Genomic DNA, 14,058 nt, shown 5'->3' on the forward strand with positions numbered 1-14,058 from the left:
CATGACGATTACCTCCTATGGCACCGGAGCCTATCGCGCGGCCAGGCCGAGCGAATTCGTTTCGACCCGGGCGAAGTTCGATGATCTTCAGCGCCAGCTCGACACGGGCAAGAAGGTCACCAGCTATGGTGATCTCGGTATCGATCGGCGCACCAGCCTCGACCTCAACGCCAAGAAGGCCACGCTCGATTCCTGGCTCTCCGGAATCCAGCTTGCCGACGTCAATCTCAAGCTCTCGACCAAGGCAGTCGAGAATTTTGCGAAGATGACGGCCGAGACCAAGAATGATGCGCGCTCCGGCAGCTATGTCGAGAGTGCCAGCGGCCGTACGGCGCCGCAGTTGCTGGCCGAAGAGAAATTCAAGCAGACGCTTGACCTGCTCAACACCAATGTCGGCGGGCGCTATCTGTTCTCGGGGCGGACCTCGGATACCGAGCCGGTGGTCAGCTATTCCCTGATCATGGATGGGGACGGCGCCGGCCGCGCCGGGCTGAAGCAGCTGATCGCCGAGCGCAAGGAGGCCGATCTCGGCCTGACCGGGCTCGGACGGCTCACGGCGGGTGGTGCCGGCACGACGGCGACAATCGCGGAAGAGGCTGGCAATCCCAATTACGGCTTCAAGCTGAAGTCCGCCACCACGACATCGGCAGGACTGGTCCCGACCTATACCGCGGGCCCGCCGGCCGATATCTCCGTGAATGTCGCGGCCCAGCCGCAACCCGGCGACACGCTGCGCTTCAAGGTCGATCTGCCCGATGGCACCCAGAAGGAGATCGTCCTGACGGCGCGTGCATCCGGGACCAGTGGCAACGCGGCGGATACGTTCGAGATCGGCGCCGACGTCAATGCCACGGCTGCCAATCTGCGCGCATCGGTCTCGGCCGCGTTCGGCAAGGAGGCCCAGACCACGCTCTCGGCTTCGTCAGCCCAGGTCGCGGCCAAAAACTTCTTCGACGGCAGTCCGAGCAACCCGCCGGTGCGGGTGCCAGGTCCACCCTTTGCCACCGCGACGGCTGCGCCTGCGCCGGGGACTGCGGCGAATACGGTGATCTGGTATCAGGGCGATGATGCACCGGGCTCGGCGCGCGCGACGGCGACGGTGCAGGTCGATCAGACCGAGACCATCGGCATCGGCGCCCGCGCCAATGAGGAAGCCTTCAAGGTGGGGCTGGCGCAGTTTGCGGTGTTCGCTGCCGAGACGTTCCCCGCTGGAGATCCCAACTCAAGGGGGCGCTACGAGGCCCTGGCCGAGCGCGTCAACAACACGATCGGCTACGCCAACGGCGTGCAGAAGCCGGCCGAGATCATCGTCGAGCTCGGGACAGCCCAGAAGGCGATGGCAAGCGCCAAAGAGCGCCACACCGCTACCCAGAATTATCTGACGACGACCCTCGCCGGGGTCGAAGAGGTCACCACCGAAGAGGTGGCGACGCAGATCCTGGCACTACAGACGCGGCTACAGGCGAGCTACCAGACGACCGCGATCCTCTCAAAGCTCACCTTGACGAACTATATCTGACCCGGTCGAGGCGTGGTCCAAACGAAAACGGCGCCATAACCTGGCGCCGTTTTCGTTTGAAGGTTGGGTCGATGTCGGCGCGCGAGGGTCGCCGGGTCAGCGCCCGCGCAGGCCGGCGGCGATGTCGCGGTTGATGTTGATGAGGGCGGCGAGTGCTTCCGGAGCCGGATTGGCCGCGATGCGGAAGGTCTGGTTGAAGATGAAATTGGCGAGGCCAAGGATGTTGCGCTTGATCTCGACCGGCAGCGGATTGTCCTCGGCGATCACGGCCGAGACCAGCAGGGTCCAGAGCTTGCGGTTGTAGTTCAGGGCCTCATCGAGTTCGCGCTGGCGGTTGAACCAGTCGTCGGCGACGGACTGAAGCCGGACGGCGGCTTTCAGGAGCAGAGAGGCTTCGAGCTCGCGAGGGGAGACGGCAGACTGGGCAGTCTTGGCGGCAGAGGCATACGCGTTAAACCCGTGTTGCATTCTCGATGAGTTCCGCTTCGTAGGCGATCAGCTGCTTGGCTGCCTTGAGTGCTTTGTACAGATCGCCGCTTAAAATGCGGTTATTGATCTCGGTCATATGCGGCAGGGAACTCGGAGCCGCCTTCATGAAATCGCGCACGAGTGCGAAATAGGTCTCGTGTTCATGCGTCGGGTCCTGCGCCAGATACATCAGCTGGATGGCAAGATAGATCTTCTTCGCCGGGCTGTCGGCGCTGGCGGCGGTGAGAATATCCTTCTCGCGCAGGATCGGCGCTTCGCCTTCGATGAAGAAGCGCGTGCGCTGCTCGTCGTTGCGGATCACCACCTGGCCGATGATGATGCGCTCGTTTGGCTTGAGCTCGACTTTGAGAGCCATGACGATCCTGCCTTCTGGCGTTTGGGAGGGGAGGGGGTGATCAGCCGAAGAGCCGGAGCACGCCCTGGTCCGCCTGGTTGGCCAGCGAGAGTGCGGTCTGCGAGAGCTGCTGGCGGGTGTTCAGCGCGAGCAGGCTGGCACCTTCCTCGTTCGGATCGGCAGCGACCAACTTGTCTGCACCGATCGTGAGCGTGTTGACCAGTTCCTTGGTGAAATCCTGACGGGTCTGCACCACGGCCAGCTTCGACCCCAAAGACGACGAGGTAGCTCGAAGCGATGAGATTGCGTTCGTCAAGGCATCTGCCGCCTTGTTGAGATCATTGTCATTCTGCAGGCTGAATTCGCCGGCGATCGAAACCTTGAGATTGTTGGCCTTGCCGATACCCAGCGATTCTGCTGTCAACATATCGCCCTGCACGTCGATCTTGTTCTTGTTGCTTCCAGTCTTCTCGTTGAGCGTGATCGAGAGCCGGTCGCCGCCGAGCAGGTTGATGCCGTTGAAGCTGGCGTCCTTGGCGAGGGCATCGATCTGATCGCGAAGGTCGTTAAACTGCTGGACCAGCGAGGTACGCGTGGCTGAGGAACCGGCTTTGGTCACAGCGGTGGTGACGGTGCCAGTGCCGAAGAGCAGCTCGTTCTGAGCTGCAGCAGCAGCCGTGAAGACAGGCGGCGGGCCTGCCGCGATTGAGCCAGCCTCGACCGACAAGGCGTCCGAGCCGGTTCCAATGACGGAAAGCTTGCCGTCATTACCGACCGAAGCGGTCGCGATGCCTGACTTGTTGATGTTCTCGACAAGATCGCGGACGGTGGTCGTTGCGCCGATGGTGATGTCGTAAGTGATGGGGGTCGGGCTGGCCGATGTCAGGCGGATCGTCGTCGAACCAGCAGCCAACCCGGCGTTACCTGGCAGAGCCGCCGTTGCATCGGATACTGCGCCCTGAACCAGCTTGCTTAGCGCCACGTCGCGGATCGTGCTGTTCGTCGCGGTTGCCTCAGAGGCTTTGCCAAGGGCCAATGTGCCGGCGACCGTCGGACGGTTTGCAGCGGCCTCGTTCTGAGCCTGTTTGACGGTGGACTGCAGCGATGAAACCAGCTTGGTGATCGAGTCGATGCCCTTGGATGCGGCCGTGATGGTCTGGATGCCGTTCGAAATGCCGTCCAGCAAGCCCGTCAACTGCTCACCACGATCGTTCAGATTAAACGAAGTGAAGTAGTTGACCGGATTATCGATGGCCGAGTTGACCTTTTTGCCCGTGGCGAGGCGATTCTGAATGACACTTTGCTGCGCGGTCGTCTGCTGAAGCGTCAGGAGGTTGTTGCGGACGCCGCTGGAAAGGATCGTGTTGGCCATCGTGGTCCCCTGAAAGCGCGATTCTGCGCTGCTCCGGTTTTGCTGTGGACCCGACAATTCCTCGTTAAGGATAATATTCCGTTAATTCCGCTAAAACCGGTGCTTTGCGGGCCCGATCCGCGACGATAGGGCGACTGCAAAAAAGAACGGCGGGGCTCGCGCCCCGCCGCTTGTTGTCTTCGGCCCACATTCTGTGGGCAAGCCCGCTTCTGCGGACGAAGGATCAGAACATCCGCAGGACGGCCTGGTCAGCCTGGTTCGACAGGGTGAGGGCGGTCTGCGAGAGCTGCTGGCGGGTCTGCAGAGCGAGCAGCTTGGCGCCTTCCTCGTTGGTATCAGCGAGGACGAGGTTGTCGGCACCCTGGGTCAGCGTGTTGATCAGGTCCTTGCTGAAGTCCTGGCGAGTCTGAACGACCTGAAGCTTGGAGCCCAGTGAAGACGACGTGGCCCGCAGCGATGACAGAGAGTTGGTCAGAGAATCGGCTGCCTTGGCGAGGTCATTGTCGTTCTGCAGGCTGAATTCGCCGGCGATCGACGTCTTGAGGTCGTTGGCCTTGCCGATACCCAGCGATTCCGACGTCAACAGATCGCCCTGCACGTCGATCTTGTTCTTGTTGCTGCCCGTCTTCTCGTTCAGCGTGATCGAGAGCTTATCGCCGCCAAGCAGGTTGATGCCGTTGAAGCCGGAATCCTTGGCGAGCGCATCGATCTGATCGCGCAGGTCGTTGAACTGCGCGACCAGCGAGGTGCGGGTGGCGGAGGAGCCGGCCTTCGTCACAGCGGCGGTGACGGTGCCGGTGCCGAAGAGCAGCTCGTTCTCGGTTGCTGCACCAGCTGTGAAAACAGGCGGCGCGCCAGCGACCGCGCCAGCCTGGACCGACAGGGCGTCTGAACCGGTTCCGATGACGGAAAGCTTGCCGTCATTGCCGACCGAAGCGGTCGCGATGCCCGACTTGTTGATGTTCTCGACAAGGTCGCGGACGGTGGTCGTCGCGCTGATGGAGATGTCATAGGTGACCGGTGTCGCGCTGGCCGACGTCAGGCGGATTGTCGTCGAACCAGCTGCCATACCTAGCTTGCCGGGATCGGTCGCCGACGCATCGGCCGCAGTGCCCACAAGCACCTTGTTCAGCGCCACGTCGCGGATCGTGCTGTTGGTCGCGGTTGCTTCGGAGGCCTTGCCCAGAGCCACTGTGCCTGCGACCGTAGGGCGGTTTGCCGCGGCTTCGTTCTGTGCCTGTTTGACCGTCGACTGCAGCGACGCAACCAGTTTGGTGATAGAGTCGATGCCCTTCGAGGCCGCCTGGATCGTTTGGATGCCGTTGGAGATGCCGTCGAGCAGGCCGGTGAACTGGCCGGCGCGATCGTTCAGGCTGGCGGCGGTGAAGAAGTTGACCGGGCTATCGACGGCCGAGTTGACCTTCTTGCCGGTGGCGAGGCGATACTGGGCCTGCTGGGCTTCGGTCTTGGTGGAGCCGAGCGAGCCGAGCGCGGCGCGGACGCCGGCAGAAACGGAAACGGTAGCCATTGTAGAATACCCTTCTGGGATGGTGCCTTCTGGCGCCGTGGCCTTCTGGCCGCGACCGGAGGACACTCGGTCGCCAACCCGTAACGAGTGGTAAATTTCACCGATCGAATTGCCGCGAGATTGGGCAAAGCCGCGGCATGGTTAAGTGCTTGATAAGAGCCTGATCAGGCYTCGCTGGCTCCAAACGCAGACCGCCCGCATGAGCGGGCGGCGATTTGCAAACGGGAAGAAACGCGGCTGCGCGTCAGGCGGTTCGCTCGACATAATGCCTGACAGCCGTCTGGTCCGATTGTCGGGAACGTTCGGCGAGTTCCCGCGAATAGATGCGCAATCTCAAGATCGCTTCATCCGGAAGTTGCGAAATCGTCTCGCCCGTTGCCTTGTTTTTCTTCTGAAGGATGACCGTTCGGGAGCGGGGGTCGATCACGAGGCGCCGCTCAATGACGTCGCGCAGATCTCTTTCGCGTTGGCGCGCGGACTGATCGTCGAGCATCGCGCTCCGCTTCGCGGCAGCATCATCGCGACGGGCCTGTTCGGAACGGGCCTGCAGGTCGAGCTGGACGGCTTCGCCCGCCCCTGCCGACTGGACGGTTTGCGCTGGCGCCAGTTCGACCGGGATGCTTCCCTTGGTTGCGGCGGCATCGCTTCTGGCGGTCACGTGATAGGCGCCGACCGCTGTCGCCCTCGTCGAGGCCCCGAAATCCATCGCTCACTCCTTCTGGAGTCGGATAACAGCCACCCCTCGCGGCCGTCGTACGAAAGGCGCGGACAAGCCGCACCCTTCGCATCATATCGACAATGACCGCGAAGATTGAATCTTCCGTAAGGAGATTAGGTAAATTTTGACGATTGCCGTGGCAGCCGCCGCCTCCCCCCTGGCACGCTGGCTCCCCGTGGCTCAGAGACTGCGGGAGATCACGAGCGGCCCGGAGTTCGGGCGGACAAAGGCGCCGGCTCCCACAGTTGCCGTCGGTCCGTAGCCGGCGGCCCGCATCGGACGGTTTGCCTCGGAGGCGAGATCGCGGACGATCGATTCCGAGACGGCTCGCGCGGTGGCAAGCACGATCTGGTTGATCTCGATCAGGTCCTGGAATGCGACATGGGCGGCCTTCAGGCGCTTGACCTGATCGGGGACGAAGCGCGCCAATGCCACCGCATTCAGCTTCACCTGCTCGACGCCGCGCATATAGATGCCGGCAAGCTCGGTCTTTCGCGGTTCGCGTTCCATTGCGTCCGACAATTTGCCGGCGCGGACCAGTTCGGTTTCCTCGCCAACGACATGGGACAGGGCCCCGAGCGTCTCCAGCACGGCTTCGATCAGCGCCTGCGCTTCGAGAGCGCTTGCGATCCGCGGCCGCTCGTCCAGTACACGCCTAGCCAGCGACACGTGCAGCTCCGGTAGTCATCGCCGCGGTGGCCTGTTCCTGAACCTGCAGCAGGCTGCGCATGATCGGATCGGACAGGCCGATGCCACCGGCGCGCTGCAGATTGCGGGCATATTCCTGGGTCAGCATCGAGCGATAGACGCCACCGCCGGTGCCGTTCTCGCCGAGCGGTCCCTCGGTCTCGCTGGAGGCCATCAGTTTGTCCGTGACCTGTTCGAGGAAGACGGTCTCGAACTCGTCGGCCTGCTTCTTGGCCTTCGCCTTGGCGGGATCGAGAGCGTTTGCCAGGCCGCTGACGAGGCTTCCGGCAACGCCGAGCGCCAGTTTCGCAGCGGGGAGGGCGAGTGCGGCGGTCATTACATCACCTCGATTTCTGCCTGGAGGGCGCCGGCGGCCTTGATCGCCTGAAGGATGGAGATCATGTCGCGCGGGCCGATTCCGAGGGCGTTCAGTCCGTCGACGAGCTCGGCGAGCGTCACGCTCTCCTTGACGAGGGCGAGCTTGTTGCCGCCTTCGGTGTCGACCTTGACGTTGGTGCGGGGCACGACGGTGGTGCGGCCGCGGGCGAAAGGCTCGGGCTGGCTGACTTCCGGCTGCTCGCTGATCGTCACGGTCAGGTTGCCCTGCGCGACGGCGACGGTGGAGACGCGGACGTCCTTGCCCATGACGATGATGCCGGAGCGTTCGTCGATGACGATGCGGGCGAGCTGGTCGGGCTCGACCCGCAGCTGTTCGATCTCGGTCAGCATGCGGATCATGTTGCCCTGGAAGCGCGGGGGGATCTGCAGCACGACAGTCGAGGGATCGGTCGGCTCTGCCGCATCGCCGCCGAGGAAATCATTGATCGCAGCGGCGACGCGGCGCGCCGTCGTGAAGTCCGGGTTGCGCAGCGACAGCCGCAGCGTCTTCAGCTTGTTCAGCGCGAAGTCGATCTCGCGTTCGACCAGGCCGCCATTGGCGATGCGGCCGACCGTCGGCACGCCGCGAGTGATCTTGGCGGCGTCGCCCTCGGCCGAGAAGCCGGAGATTGCGACCGGCCCCTGCGAGACGGCGTAGACCTCGCCATCGGCGCCGAGCAGCGGCGTTGCGAGCAGGGTGCCGCCCTGAAGCGACTTGGAGTCACCCAGTGCCGAGACCGTGACATCGAGGCGCGTGCCCTGGGTGGCGAAGGGCGGCAGGTTCGCGGTCACCATCACGGCGGCGACATTGGCGGTGCGCATATTGGCGCCGCGCGTATTGACGCCGAGCCGCTCCAGCATCGCCTGCAGCGACTGCTTGGTGAAGGGCGTATTGTTCAGCGTGTCGCCGGTGCCATTGAGGCCGACGACGATGCCATAGCCGAGGATCTGGTTGCTGCGCACGCCTTCGACGGCGGCGAGATCCTTGATGCGGGAGAGCGCCTGCGCCGGCTCGGCCGCCCAGGACAGGCCGATGGCCAGCAGCGCGGCCAGCGGCGTCACAAGGCGTTTCAGGGAGGGCAGGCGAACCATAGGGCACCGGCGGGAATGAGACAGTAGCGGCTCATGCCTTGCGAGGGGCGTGCCAACTGCCGATTTCATGAAAACCCTTATTTGCCAGCCTGTTGTGAGGTAGGCTCTGTCTGGCGCTTGCCGTTGTCGCTATGTCGTTCCTGCCGGATCGGCAGTTTTTGCCGGGCGATTTACCGCTTGTTAACCATGCGGGTCCAAGGCTTGGCGCATCGTCAACCGAGGCCGTCATGATCCGTATCGACCCGCGCACGCCCGTTATCGGGGCAGGCTCGGCCAGCCAGACCCGGCGGGCCGGCGCGGCGTCGTTCTCTTTGCCCGGCCGCGAATCCGCGACGGCGGCACAGGGCAGCACGGTCAGCAATGCGGGGTCGCTCGATCTCCTGCTCGCGGTCCAGGCCGAAGGCGATGCGCAGGAGCGCAAGAAGCGTCAGGCACGGCGCGGGCATGACCTGCTCGACGGGCTCGACAGGCTGAAGGCTGCGCTCCTCTCCGGCCGCGTCCAGATCGCCGAGCTGGAACGCCTCAAGACGACGCTCTCGTTGCGGCGCGAGACCACCGATGATCCGCGCCTCGACGATGTGCTGGCTCATATCGAGCTGCGGGCGGCGGTCGAGCTCGCCAAGCTCGGGCGTTAGATCCTCGGACCAGAAATCGTATCCGGTCCGATGATCTAACTCTTTGTGTTTGCATCGGCCTTCCCGAAAGCCGCAATCCACTTTTCYRGCCGATGCAATGGCCTTCGAACCTGCCGCCGGTCCGATCAGGACCGAGCGGTTGCAGCGAGACCCTTACTGCGACAGGGCGCAAACGCTCGGCGGCGTCACGCCCTTGAAGCGCTGATCCATCCAGGCGATCGCCGCGTCGGCGCTGTCTCGCGCAGCCAGGAGATGGCCGACGCCCGGCAACGCATCGAATTGCACCGCGCTGCCGGCGCGACAAAGCTTGTCTGCGTAGTCGCGTGTCACCTGGGGCCGGACGAGCGTGTCGCTCGTGCCCTGCGCGATATAGACCGGGACGCTGCGCGGCAGGAGACCGGGGGTATTGCGGCTGAGAAGCGCGCGCCAAGGCTGCTGCTCAGCAAAGGCGTTGTCGACGAGGAAGCGGCGCTCCAGCGCCTTGGTCGGGCGCAGCCTGCTGAAGATGTCCGTCAGGCTCTCCAGGCAATCTGCGGCCAACTGATCGACCACCGGAATCGCGCCCGAACTCACGATCTTGTTCAGGGGCGCCTTGTAGACACGCGTCCAGGACCACAGGGTCATTGCCGTCAGGTTCCGGCCGCCATCCGTGTCGATGTCGTCGGACAGCAATGTGGCGAGTTCGGTCGCAGGCGCTGCGGCGGCGACACCGACGAGGTCGAGTTCGGGCGCCAGGCGCTTCGCCAGGATGCCGGTGAACAGCGCCGCGTGCCCACCCTGGGAGTGGCCCCAGACGGTGAAGCGCCGCCCGGCGGAGGCATTGGGGAGCTGGCCGGCCGCGCGCACCGAGTCGATTACGGAGCGGGCCGCGCTGGCGCCGACCAGATAAGGATGGACCCCCGGTGCGCCCAGGCCCGGATAGTCCGTCGCCGTGACGATGTAGCCACGCGCGAGCATCGGACGCAGGCCCTGAATGGATTGGAAGATACCGCCGGAGCGCGACGGTCCGCATTGCGGCTGGACCCCGGTCGTCGGGTGCGCCCAGGCGACGACGGGGCGTCCCTCGGCCGGACCGGGGCCGGGCGGGACGATCGCAACACCGGACACGGCGATCGGCCGCCCGTCGAGGCCGACCGAGCGATAGAGCATCCGGTAGGCGCTGGCGCCCTCGGGCGTTCCGTTCAGAATCTCGGTCCGGATCAGCGTTCCGGGGCGCCCTCCGGCGATCTCGGCAGACGTCGCCGTATAGAAGTCCGATTGCGCGTCGGCTGGCGAGGGGAGGCCGGCCGCCGACATCCACATCAGCAGGGCGAGGACGGCGCGCATGAACGGTTCTCCAGAGGTGGCATAGGCTTCGGTCGGTTTGACCGGAACTAGCCGAGAGACCGTTTAGGATTCGTCCGTGCTGCCGAACCGACGCGTGTCGATCCGGCACGGAAACTGGTCGTCAGCGAATGAACTGGTCCGCGTAATCCGCTCCGAGCCCGTTGCCCGCGTAATGCGCGCGGCATTTGTCGAGGCGGGTGAAGACGTCGTCATAGCCCAGGCACTTGCCGTCGGGATCGACATAGATCATCGCGCCATTGACCTGGAACATGGTGATCATCTCTTCGACGTCAGGGTCGACGACGAGCGTATGGGTCTCGCCCGGCGCCTCGTAAACATAGGACCCCTCGGTCGCCACCCAATCGTGCTCCAGGTAGCGCCACTTTCCCTTGAGGACATAGCCGTGCACGGGCAGGGGGTGGCGGTGGCGCGAGAGCACGCCGGCGCGGCGTACCTTCAGGAGGTTCATCCAATAACCACGCGTCACGCAGAAGAGCAGCGGWCGGAACCAGACATTGTCATCGACCGGCACCCAGACCCGCTCGTCGGTTGGAATGACATTGGGCACGATCAGTTCGGGTGGGGAATCCTTCGGCTGAGGGTGGCGATAGGGCGTCCAACGGTCCTCGGCGCTCGCCTCGACTGGCATGGGGTTCGGGTTGGTCATGGCGTTTCCTGCCTGAGATCTTGATTCAAGTCGTTGCCGGAGTGATTCCGGAAGCGGTTGCATGCCGTTGCCGTGTTTGGCGTTTTTGGTGTTGATGCAGATGGCGTCAGACGGCGAGATACCCGCCATCGACGGGCAGGATGGCACCTGTCACGAACCTGGCCGCATCCGAGAGCAGGAAAGCGATGGCGCCGCCGACATCGCTGGGTTCGCCCCAGCGACCCTGTGGTGTACGCGCCAGGATCGGCGCCGAACGGGCAGCATCCTCGACCAGGGGCCTGGTCAACTCGGTCGCGATCCAGCCGGGAGCGACGGCGTTGACGCGGATGCCTTCGGGTGCCCAGGCGGCCGCGAGCGACTTGGTGAGCTGGCCGATGCCGCCCTTCGATGCGGCGTAGCCCGGGGCGAGGGGCGAGCCGTGGAAGGTCAGCATGGAGGCGATGTTGACGATCGCCCCGCCATTGGCGGCGAGCTTGTCCTTGGCCGCCACGCACATCCGCATCGAGCCCGTGAGGTTGACCTCGATCGTCAGGCGAAAGGCTTCGATCTCGAATTCCTTGCCGCCGCGCTGGATCATCCCGGCGCAGTTCACCAGCGCATCGATACGGGGGCAGAGCGCGACGATGGCCGCGACCTGATCATCCCTGGTCACATCGAGCCTGGCGTGACGGATCGCGGGGTGAGGCGGGGACGCCATGACCTCCTCATCGGTGAGGCCGGTGGCAATGACCTCGTAGCCCGCCTGGGCGAGCGCAAGCGCAGCGCCTGCACCGATGCCGCGTGTACCGCCGGTTACGAGAGCGAATTTCGGAGGGGGAGTATCTGTCATGCCCCAAGGCTAGAGCGACCGGCGCGATCACGGAAGGCCGGCAAAGGCAGAGCGGGGTCCCTTCATTCGAGGCTGTATTTCAGGCGCAGCAGGGCGGTGCCGCGCGTCTCGTACTGGCTCGCGACGAGCGGCATCTGACGTGCCAGCGCCAGATCGAGCGAGGCCTCCCAGGAGAGATTCGCCAGAGCTGCGAGATCGGCGCTCAACTTGACCTCCGGCACAAGCGTCGAGTGCGGGCCACCGTCGGGAGCGAAGACGTAGCTGCCGGCCATGGAGAGCTGCGAGCTCATGGTCAGGTACTGAAAGAGCTGGTGGCGGAACCCGACCAGCAGACTGGCGTTCTGCTCGGGTTTTCCCGCCGTGCTGCTGCCGCCTCCCGTCGAGATCGTCCAGATGAAGCCGGGCCCCTTGTTGGCGACAGGCCGGGCCAATTTCCAGTCGATGCGTGCGTCGCCGACCTGCTCGTGCCCGGGCGGTGCGATCAGCTTGGTCGAGATCGAGAACGTGTCGGCGCCGAGCTGGAGGCCGACGCTCCGTTCGGGCGCAGACTCTGTCGGGCCACGTGTCGAAAAGCCCTGGCGAATGACGCTGAGCGGGATTTCCCTAGGCAACTGCCGGTTGGCTTTTGGCGGGGCGGGCCAGTTTGCGCGCGCGCTCAGAGCCGGATCGAACGGCACGGCGTCCAGATCGTCCTGCGCCTCTTGAGCTTGTGGTTCGACCGCGTCCTCAGGCTCTTCGTGGGTGAGGATAGGTTTGGGAATGGGGAAGCGCGGGCTGTAGGCACCGTCGTCATTGGCCTTCGCCGCCCAGCCCGCGACGAGCAGGAGGGCAACGATGCCGGCCCGAGCCCCGATGGACCGGCCAGCACGAATACTGCAGCGATGGTGATACAAAGTCGGCATTCTTCCTCGGCGGCGATCTCAAATCGAAGTTAGAACGGGAAGGTGCAGTTTTTGCGGCAGTGCAGCATGAAGGCAGTGCGGCATGAGGCTTGGGCAACTCGGCCAAAAGCCGTGCTTCCCCAGTGGCACGTAACCCGCTAGGAAGCGCGCGGGCGGGCTGCGGAGCTATGGCTGCAGCCCGGAAACGTTCCAGACTGGCCAGCAGCAGGGGTCGAAATCACATGAGCAAGATCAAGGTCGCCAATCCCGTCGTCGACATGGACGGCGACGAGATGACCCGCATCATCTGGCAGAAGATCAAAGACACGCTGATCTTCCCCTATCTCGACCTCGAGCTGGATTATTACGACCTGTCCGTCGAGAACCGCGACGCGACCAATGACCAGGTCACGATCGATGCCGCCAACGCCACCAAGAAGCATGGCGTCGCGGTGAAGTGCGCCACCATCACCCCGGACGAGGGCCGGGTGAAGGAGTTCAATCTCAAGCAGATGTGGAAGTCGCCGAATGGCACGATCCGCAACATTCTCGGCGGCGTGATCTTCCGCGAGCCGATCATCTGCAAGAACGTGCCGCGCCTCGTGCCGGGCTGGACACAGCCGATCGTCATCGGCCGCCACGCCTATGGCGACCAGTACCGCGCCACCGATTTCAAGTTCCCCGGCAAGGGCACGCTCTCGATCAAGTTCGTCGGAGATGATGGCGCCGTGATCGAGAAGGAGGTCTTCAAGGCTCCGGACGCCGGCGTCGCCATGGCGATGTACAATCTCGACGATTCGATCAGGGATTTCGCACGCGCTTCGCTGAACTACGGCCTGATCCGCAAGTACCCGGTCTATCTCTCGACCAAGAACACCATCCTCAAGACCTATGACGGCCGCTTCAAGGATATCTTCGAGGAGATCTACCAGGCCGAGTTCAAGGCCGAATTCGACAAGCTCGGAATCACCTATGAGCACCGTCTGATCGACGACATGGTCGCTTCGGCGATGAAGTGGTCGGGCGGCTATGTCTGGGCCTGCAAGAACTACGATGGCGACGTGCAGTCCGACACCGTGGCCCAGGGTTTTGGTTCGCTCGGCCTGATGACCTCGGTGCTGATGACGCCGGATGGCAAGACCGTCGAGGCTGAAGCCGCGCACGGCACGGTGACGCGCCATTATCGCGAGCATCAGAAGGGCAGGGAGACCTCGACCAACTCGATCGCCTCGATCTTTGCCTGGACGCGTGGCCTCAGCCACCGCGCCAAGCTCGACAACAATGCCGAACTCGCGAAGTTTGCGACGCTGCTCGAGAAGGTCACGGTCGACACTGTCGAGGCTGGCGACATGACCAAGGATCTGGCGCTGCTGGTCGGTCCCGACCAGAAGTTCCTCTCGACCACCGGCTTCCTTGAGAAGGTCAGCGAGAACATGCGCAAGGCGATGTCTGCCTGATCTCTGCGATCCTGAGTGAATGACTTGAAGCGCCCGGATCCCGATCTGGTCGCTCGGTTGGGCGGGCTCTGCGGGATGACCAGCAAACTCACTGCGGAGCCGTCTCGTTCGGAGAGCTCCGCGCTATCGCTCGCCTTGAGAACGCC

General features: G+C 64.0%; 15 protein-coding genes. 3 read left to right on the plus strand and 12 right to left on the minus strand.

Going from position 1 to position 14,058, the window contains the following annotated elements; genetic code table 11:
- The first annotated feature begins 1 nt into the window (after nucleotide 1).
- The gene (locus AC1D34_RS00630; protein ID WP_441491514.1) at nucleotides 2-1,519 is read left to right on the plus strand and encodes a flagellar biosynthesis protein FlgL; all 1,518 of its coding nucleotides are present in this window, start codon (nucleotides 2-4) and stop codon (nucleotides 1,517-1,519) included.
- Between the two features lie 96 nt (nucleotides 1,520-1,615).
- On the opposite strand, the gene flaF is transcribed toward AC1D34_RS00630, so the two are convergent.
- From flaF to AC1D34_RS00670, 8 genes are all read right to left on the minus strand, one after another.
- On the minus strand, nucleotides 1,616-1,987 hold the full coding sequence (gene flaF / locus AC1D34_RS00635; protein WP_441491513.1) for a flagellar biosynthesis regulator FlaF: 372 nt from the start codon (nucleotides 1,985-1,987) through the stop codon (nucleotides 1,616-1,618).
- Complete coding sequence (flbT, locus tag AC1D34_RS00640) at nucleotides 1,971-2,363, minus strand: flagellar biosynthesis repressor FlbT (protein ID WP_441491512.1); 393 nt, start codon at nucleotides 2,361-2,363, stop codon at nucleotides 1,971-1,973. Before flbT ends, flaF begins: the two co-directional genes overlap by 17 nt.
- Nucleotides 2,364-2,403: 40 nt before the next feature.
- Nucleotides 2,404-3,714: a flagellin N-terminal helical domain-containing protein gene (locus tag AC1D34_RS00645; RefSeq protein WP_441491511.1), complete on the minus strand. Its 1,311-nt coding sequence runs from the start codon at nucleotides 3,712-3,714 to the stop codon at nucleotides 2,404-2,406.
- A gap of 223 nt (nucleotides 3,715-3,937) precedes the next feature.
- On the minus strand, nucleotides 3,938-5,242 hold the full coding sequence (locus AC1D34_RS00650) for a flagellin N-terminal helical domain-containing protein (protein WP_441491510.1): 1,305 nt from the start codon (nucleotides 5,240-5,242) through the stop codon (nucleotides 3,938-3,940).
- Nucleotides 5,243-5,486: 244 nt separating this feature from the next.
- Nucleotides 5,487-5,948: a hypothetical protein gene (locus tag AC1D34_RS00655; protein ID WP_476823227.1), complete on the minus strand. Its 462-nt coding sequence runs from the start codon at nucleotides 5,946-5,948 to the stop codon at nucleotides 5,487-5,489.
- A gap of 192 nt (nucleotides 5,949-6,140) precedes the next feature.
- Nucleotides 6,141-6,629 (minus strand): hypothetical protein, encoded by a 489-nt coding sequence (locus tag AC1D34_RS00660; protein WP_441491508.1) that lies wholly within the window; start codon nucleotides 6,627-6,629, stop codon nucleotides 6,141-6,143.
- A complete protein-coding gene (locus tag AC1D34_RS00665; protein ID WP_441491507.1) occupies nucleotides 6,616-6,984 on the minus strand; it encodes a rod-binding protein in 369 nt (122 codons plus the stop codon). Before AC1D34_RS00665 ends, AC1D34_RS00660 begins: the two co-directional genes overlap by 14 nt.
- Nucleotides 6,984-8,117, minus strand: a complete 1,134-nt coding sequence (locus AC1D34_RS00670; protein WP_043237642.1) for a flagellar basal body P-ring protein FlgI — start codon at nucleotides 8,115-8,117, stop codon at nucleotides 6,984-6,986. The genes AC1D34_RS00665 and AC1D34_RS00670 overlap by 1 nt, the downstream gene beginning before the upstream one ends.
- Before the next feature lie 227 nt (nucleotides 8,118-8,344).
- Here AC1D34_RS00670 and AC1D34_RS00675 point away from each other — a divergent pair, with 227 nt between their 5' ends.
- Nucleotides 8,345-8,752 (plus strand): flagellar assembly protein FliX, encoded by a 408-nt coding sequence (locus tag AC1D34_RS00675; protein WP_441491506.1) that lies wholly within the window; start codon nucleotides 8,345-8,347, stop codon nucleotides 8,750-8,752.
- A 153-nt stretch (nucleotides 8,753-8,905) separates the two neighbouring features.
- Here AC1D34_RS00675 and AC1D34_RS00680 read toward each other — a convergent pair whose 3' ends face one another.
- From AC1D34_RS00680 to AC1D34_RS00695, 4 genes are all read right to left on the minus strand, one after another.
- Nucleotides 8,906-10,078 (minus strand): alpha/beta fold hydrolase, encoded by a 1,173-nt coding sequence (locus tag AC1D34_RS00680; protein ID WP_441491505.1) that lies wholly within the window; start codon nucleotides 10,076-10,078, stop codon nucleotides 8,906-8,908.
- Nucleotides 10,079-10,199: 121 nt separating this feature from the next.
- On the minus strand, nucleotides 10,200-10,745 hold the full coding sequence (locus AC1D34_RS00685) for a 2,4'-dihydroxyacetophenone dioxygenase family protein (RefSeq protein WP_441491504.1): 546 nt from the start codon (nucleotides 10,743-10,745) through the stop codon (nucleotides 10,200-10,202).
- Nucleotides 10,746-10,851: 106 nt separating this feature from the next.
- A complete protein-coding gene (locus AC1D34_RS00690; RefSeq protein ID WP_476823228.1) occupies nucleotides 10,852-11,574 on the minus strand; it encodes an SDR family NAD(P)-dependent oxidoreductase in 723 nt (240 codons plus the stop codon).
- Between the two features lie 62 nt (nucleotides 11,575-11,636).
- Nucleotides 11,637-12,476: a hypothetical protein gene (locus AC1D34_RS00695; protein ID WP_441491502.1), complete on the minus strand. Its 840-nt coding sequence runs from the start codon at nucleotides 12,474-12,476 to the stop codon at nucleotides 11,637-11,639.
- 221 nt (nucleotides 12,477-12,697) lie between these two features.
- Here AC1D34_RS00695 and AC1D34_RS00700 point away from each other — a divergent pair, with 221 nt between their 5' ends.
- Entirely contained in the window at nucleotides 12,698-13,912 is a 1,215-nt protein-coding gene (locus AC1D34_RS00700; RefSeq protein ID WP_441491501.1) for an NADP-dependent isocitrate dehydrogenase, read from the plus strand.
- Nucleotides 13,913-14,058: the final 146 nt, after the last annotated feature.

Source organism: Allobosea sp. P1_A7, assembly GCF_056406775.1.

Coding starts and splice junctions, on each gene's coding strand:
- AC1D34_RS00675 (WP_441491506.1), top strand. CDS start 8,345: ATGATCCGTATCGACCCGCGCACGCCCGTTATCGGGGCAGGCTCGGCC.
- AC1D34_RS00690 (WP_476823228.1), bottom strand. CDS start 11,574: ATGACAGATACTCCCCCTCCGAAATTCGCTCTCGTAACCGGCGGTACA.
- AC1D34_RS00680 (WP_441491505.1), bottom strand. CDS start 10,078: ATGCGCGCCGTCCTCGCCCTGCTGATGTGGATGTCGGCGGCCGGCCTC.
- flaF (WP_441491513.1), bottom strand. CDS start 1,987: ATGCAACACGGGTTTAACGCGTATGCCTCTGCCGCCAAGACTGCCCAG.
- AC1D34_RS00695 (WP_441491502.1), bottom strand. CDS start 12,476: ATGCCGACTTTGTATCACCATCGCTGCAGTATTCGTGCTGGCCGGTCC.
- AC1D34_RS00645 (WP_441491511.1), bottom strand. CDS start 3,714: ATGGCCAACACGATCCTTTCCAGCGGCGTCCGCAACAACCTCCTGACG.
- AC1D34_RS00665 (WP_441491507.1), bottom strand. CDS start 6,984: ATGACCGCCGCACTCGCCCTCCCCGCTGCGAAACTGGCGCTCGGCGTT.
- AC1D34_RS00630 (WP_441491514.1), top strand. CDS start 2: ATGACGATTACCTCCTATGGCACCGGAGCCTATCGCGCGGCCAGGCCG.
- AC1D34_RS00670 (WP_043237642.1), bottom strand. CDS start 8,117: ATGGTTCGCCTGCCCTCCCTGAAACGCCTTGTGACGCCGCTGGCCGCG.
- AC1D34_RS00650 (WP_441491510.1), bottom strand. CDS start 5,242: ATGGCTACCGTTTCCGTTTCTGCCGGCGTCCGCGCCGCGCTCGGCTCG.
- AC1D34_RS00700 (WP_441491501.1), top strand. CDS start 12,698: ATGAGCAAGATCAAGGTCGCCAATCCCGTCGTCGACATGGACGGCGAC.
- flbT (WP_441491512.1), bottom strand. CDS start 2,363: ATGGCTCTCAAAGTCGAGCTCAAGCCAAACGAGCGCATCATCATCGGC.
- AC1D34_RS00655 (WP_476823227.1), bottom strand. CDS start 5,948: ATGGATTTCGGGGCCTCGACGAGGGCGACAGCGGTCGGCGCCTATCAC.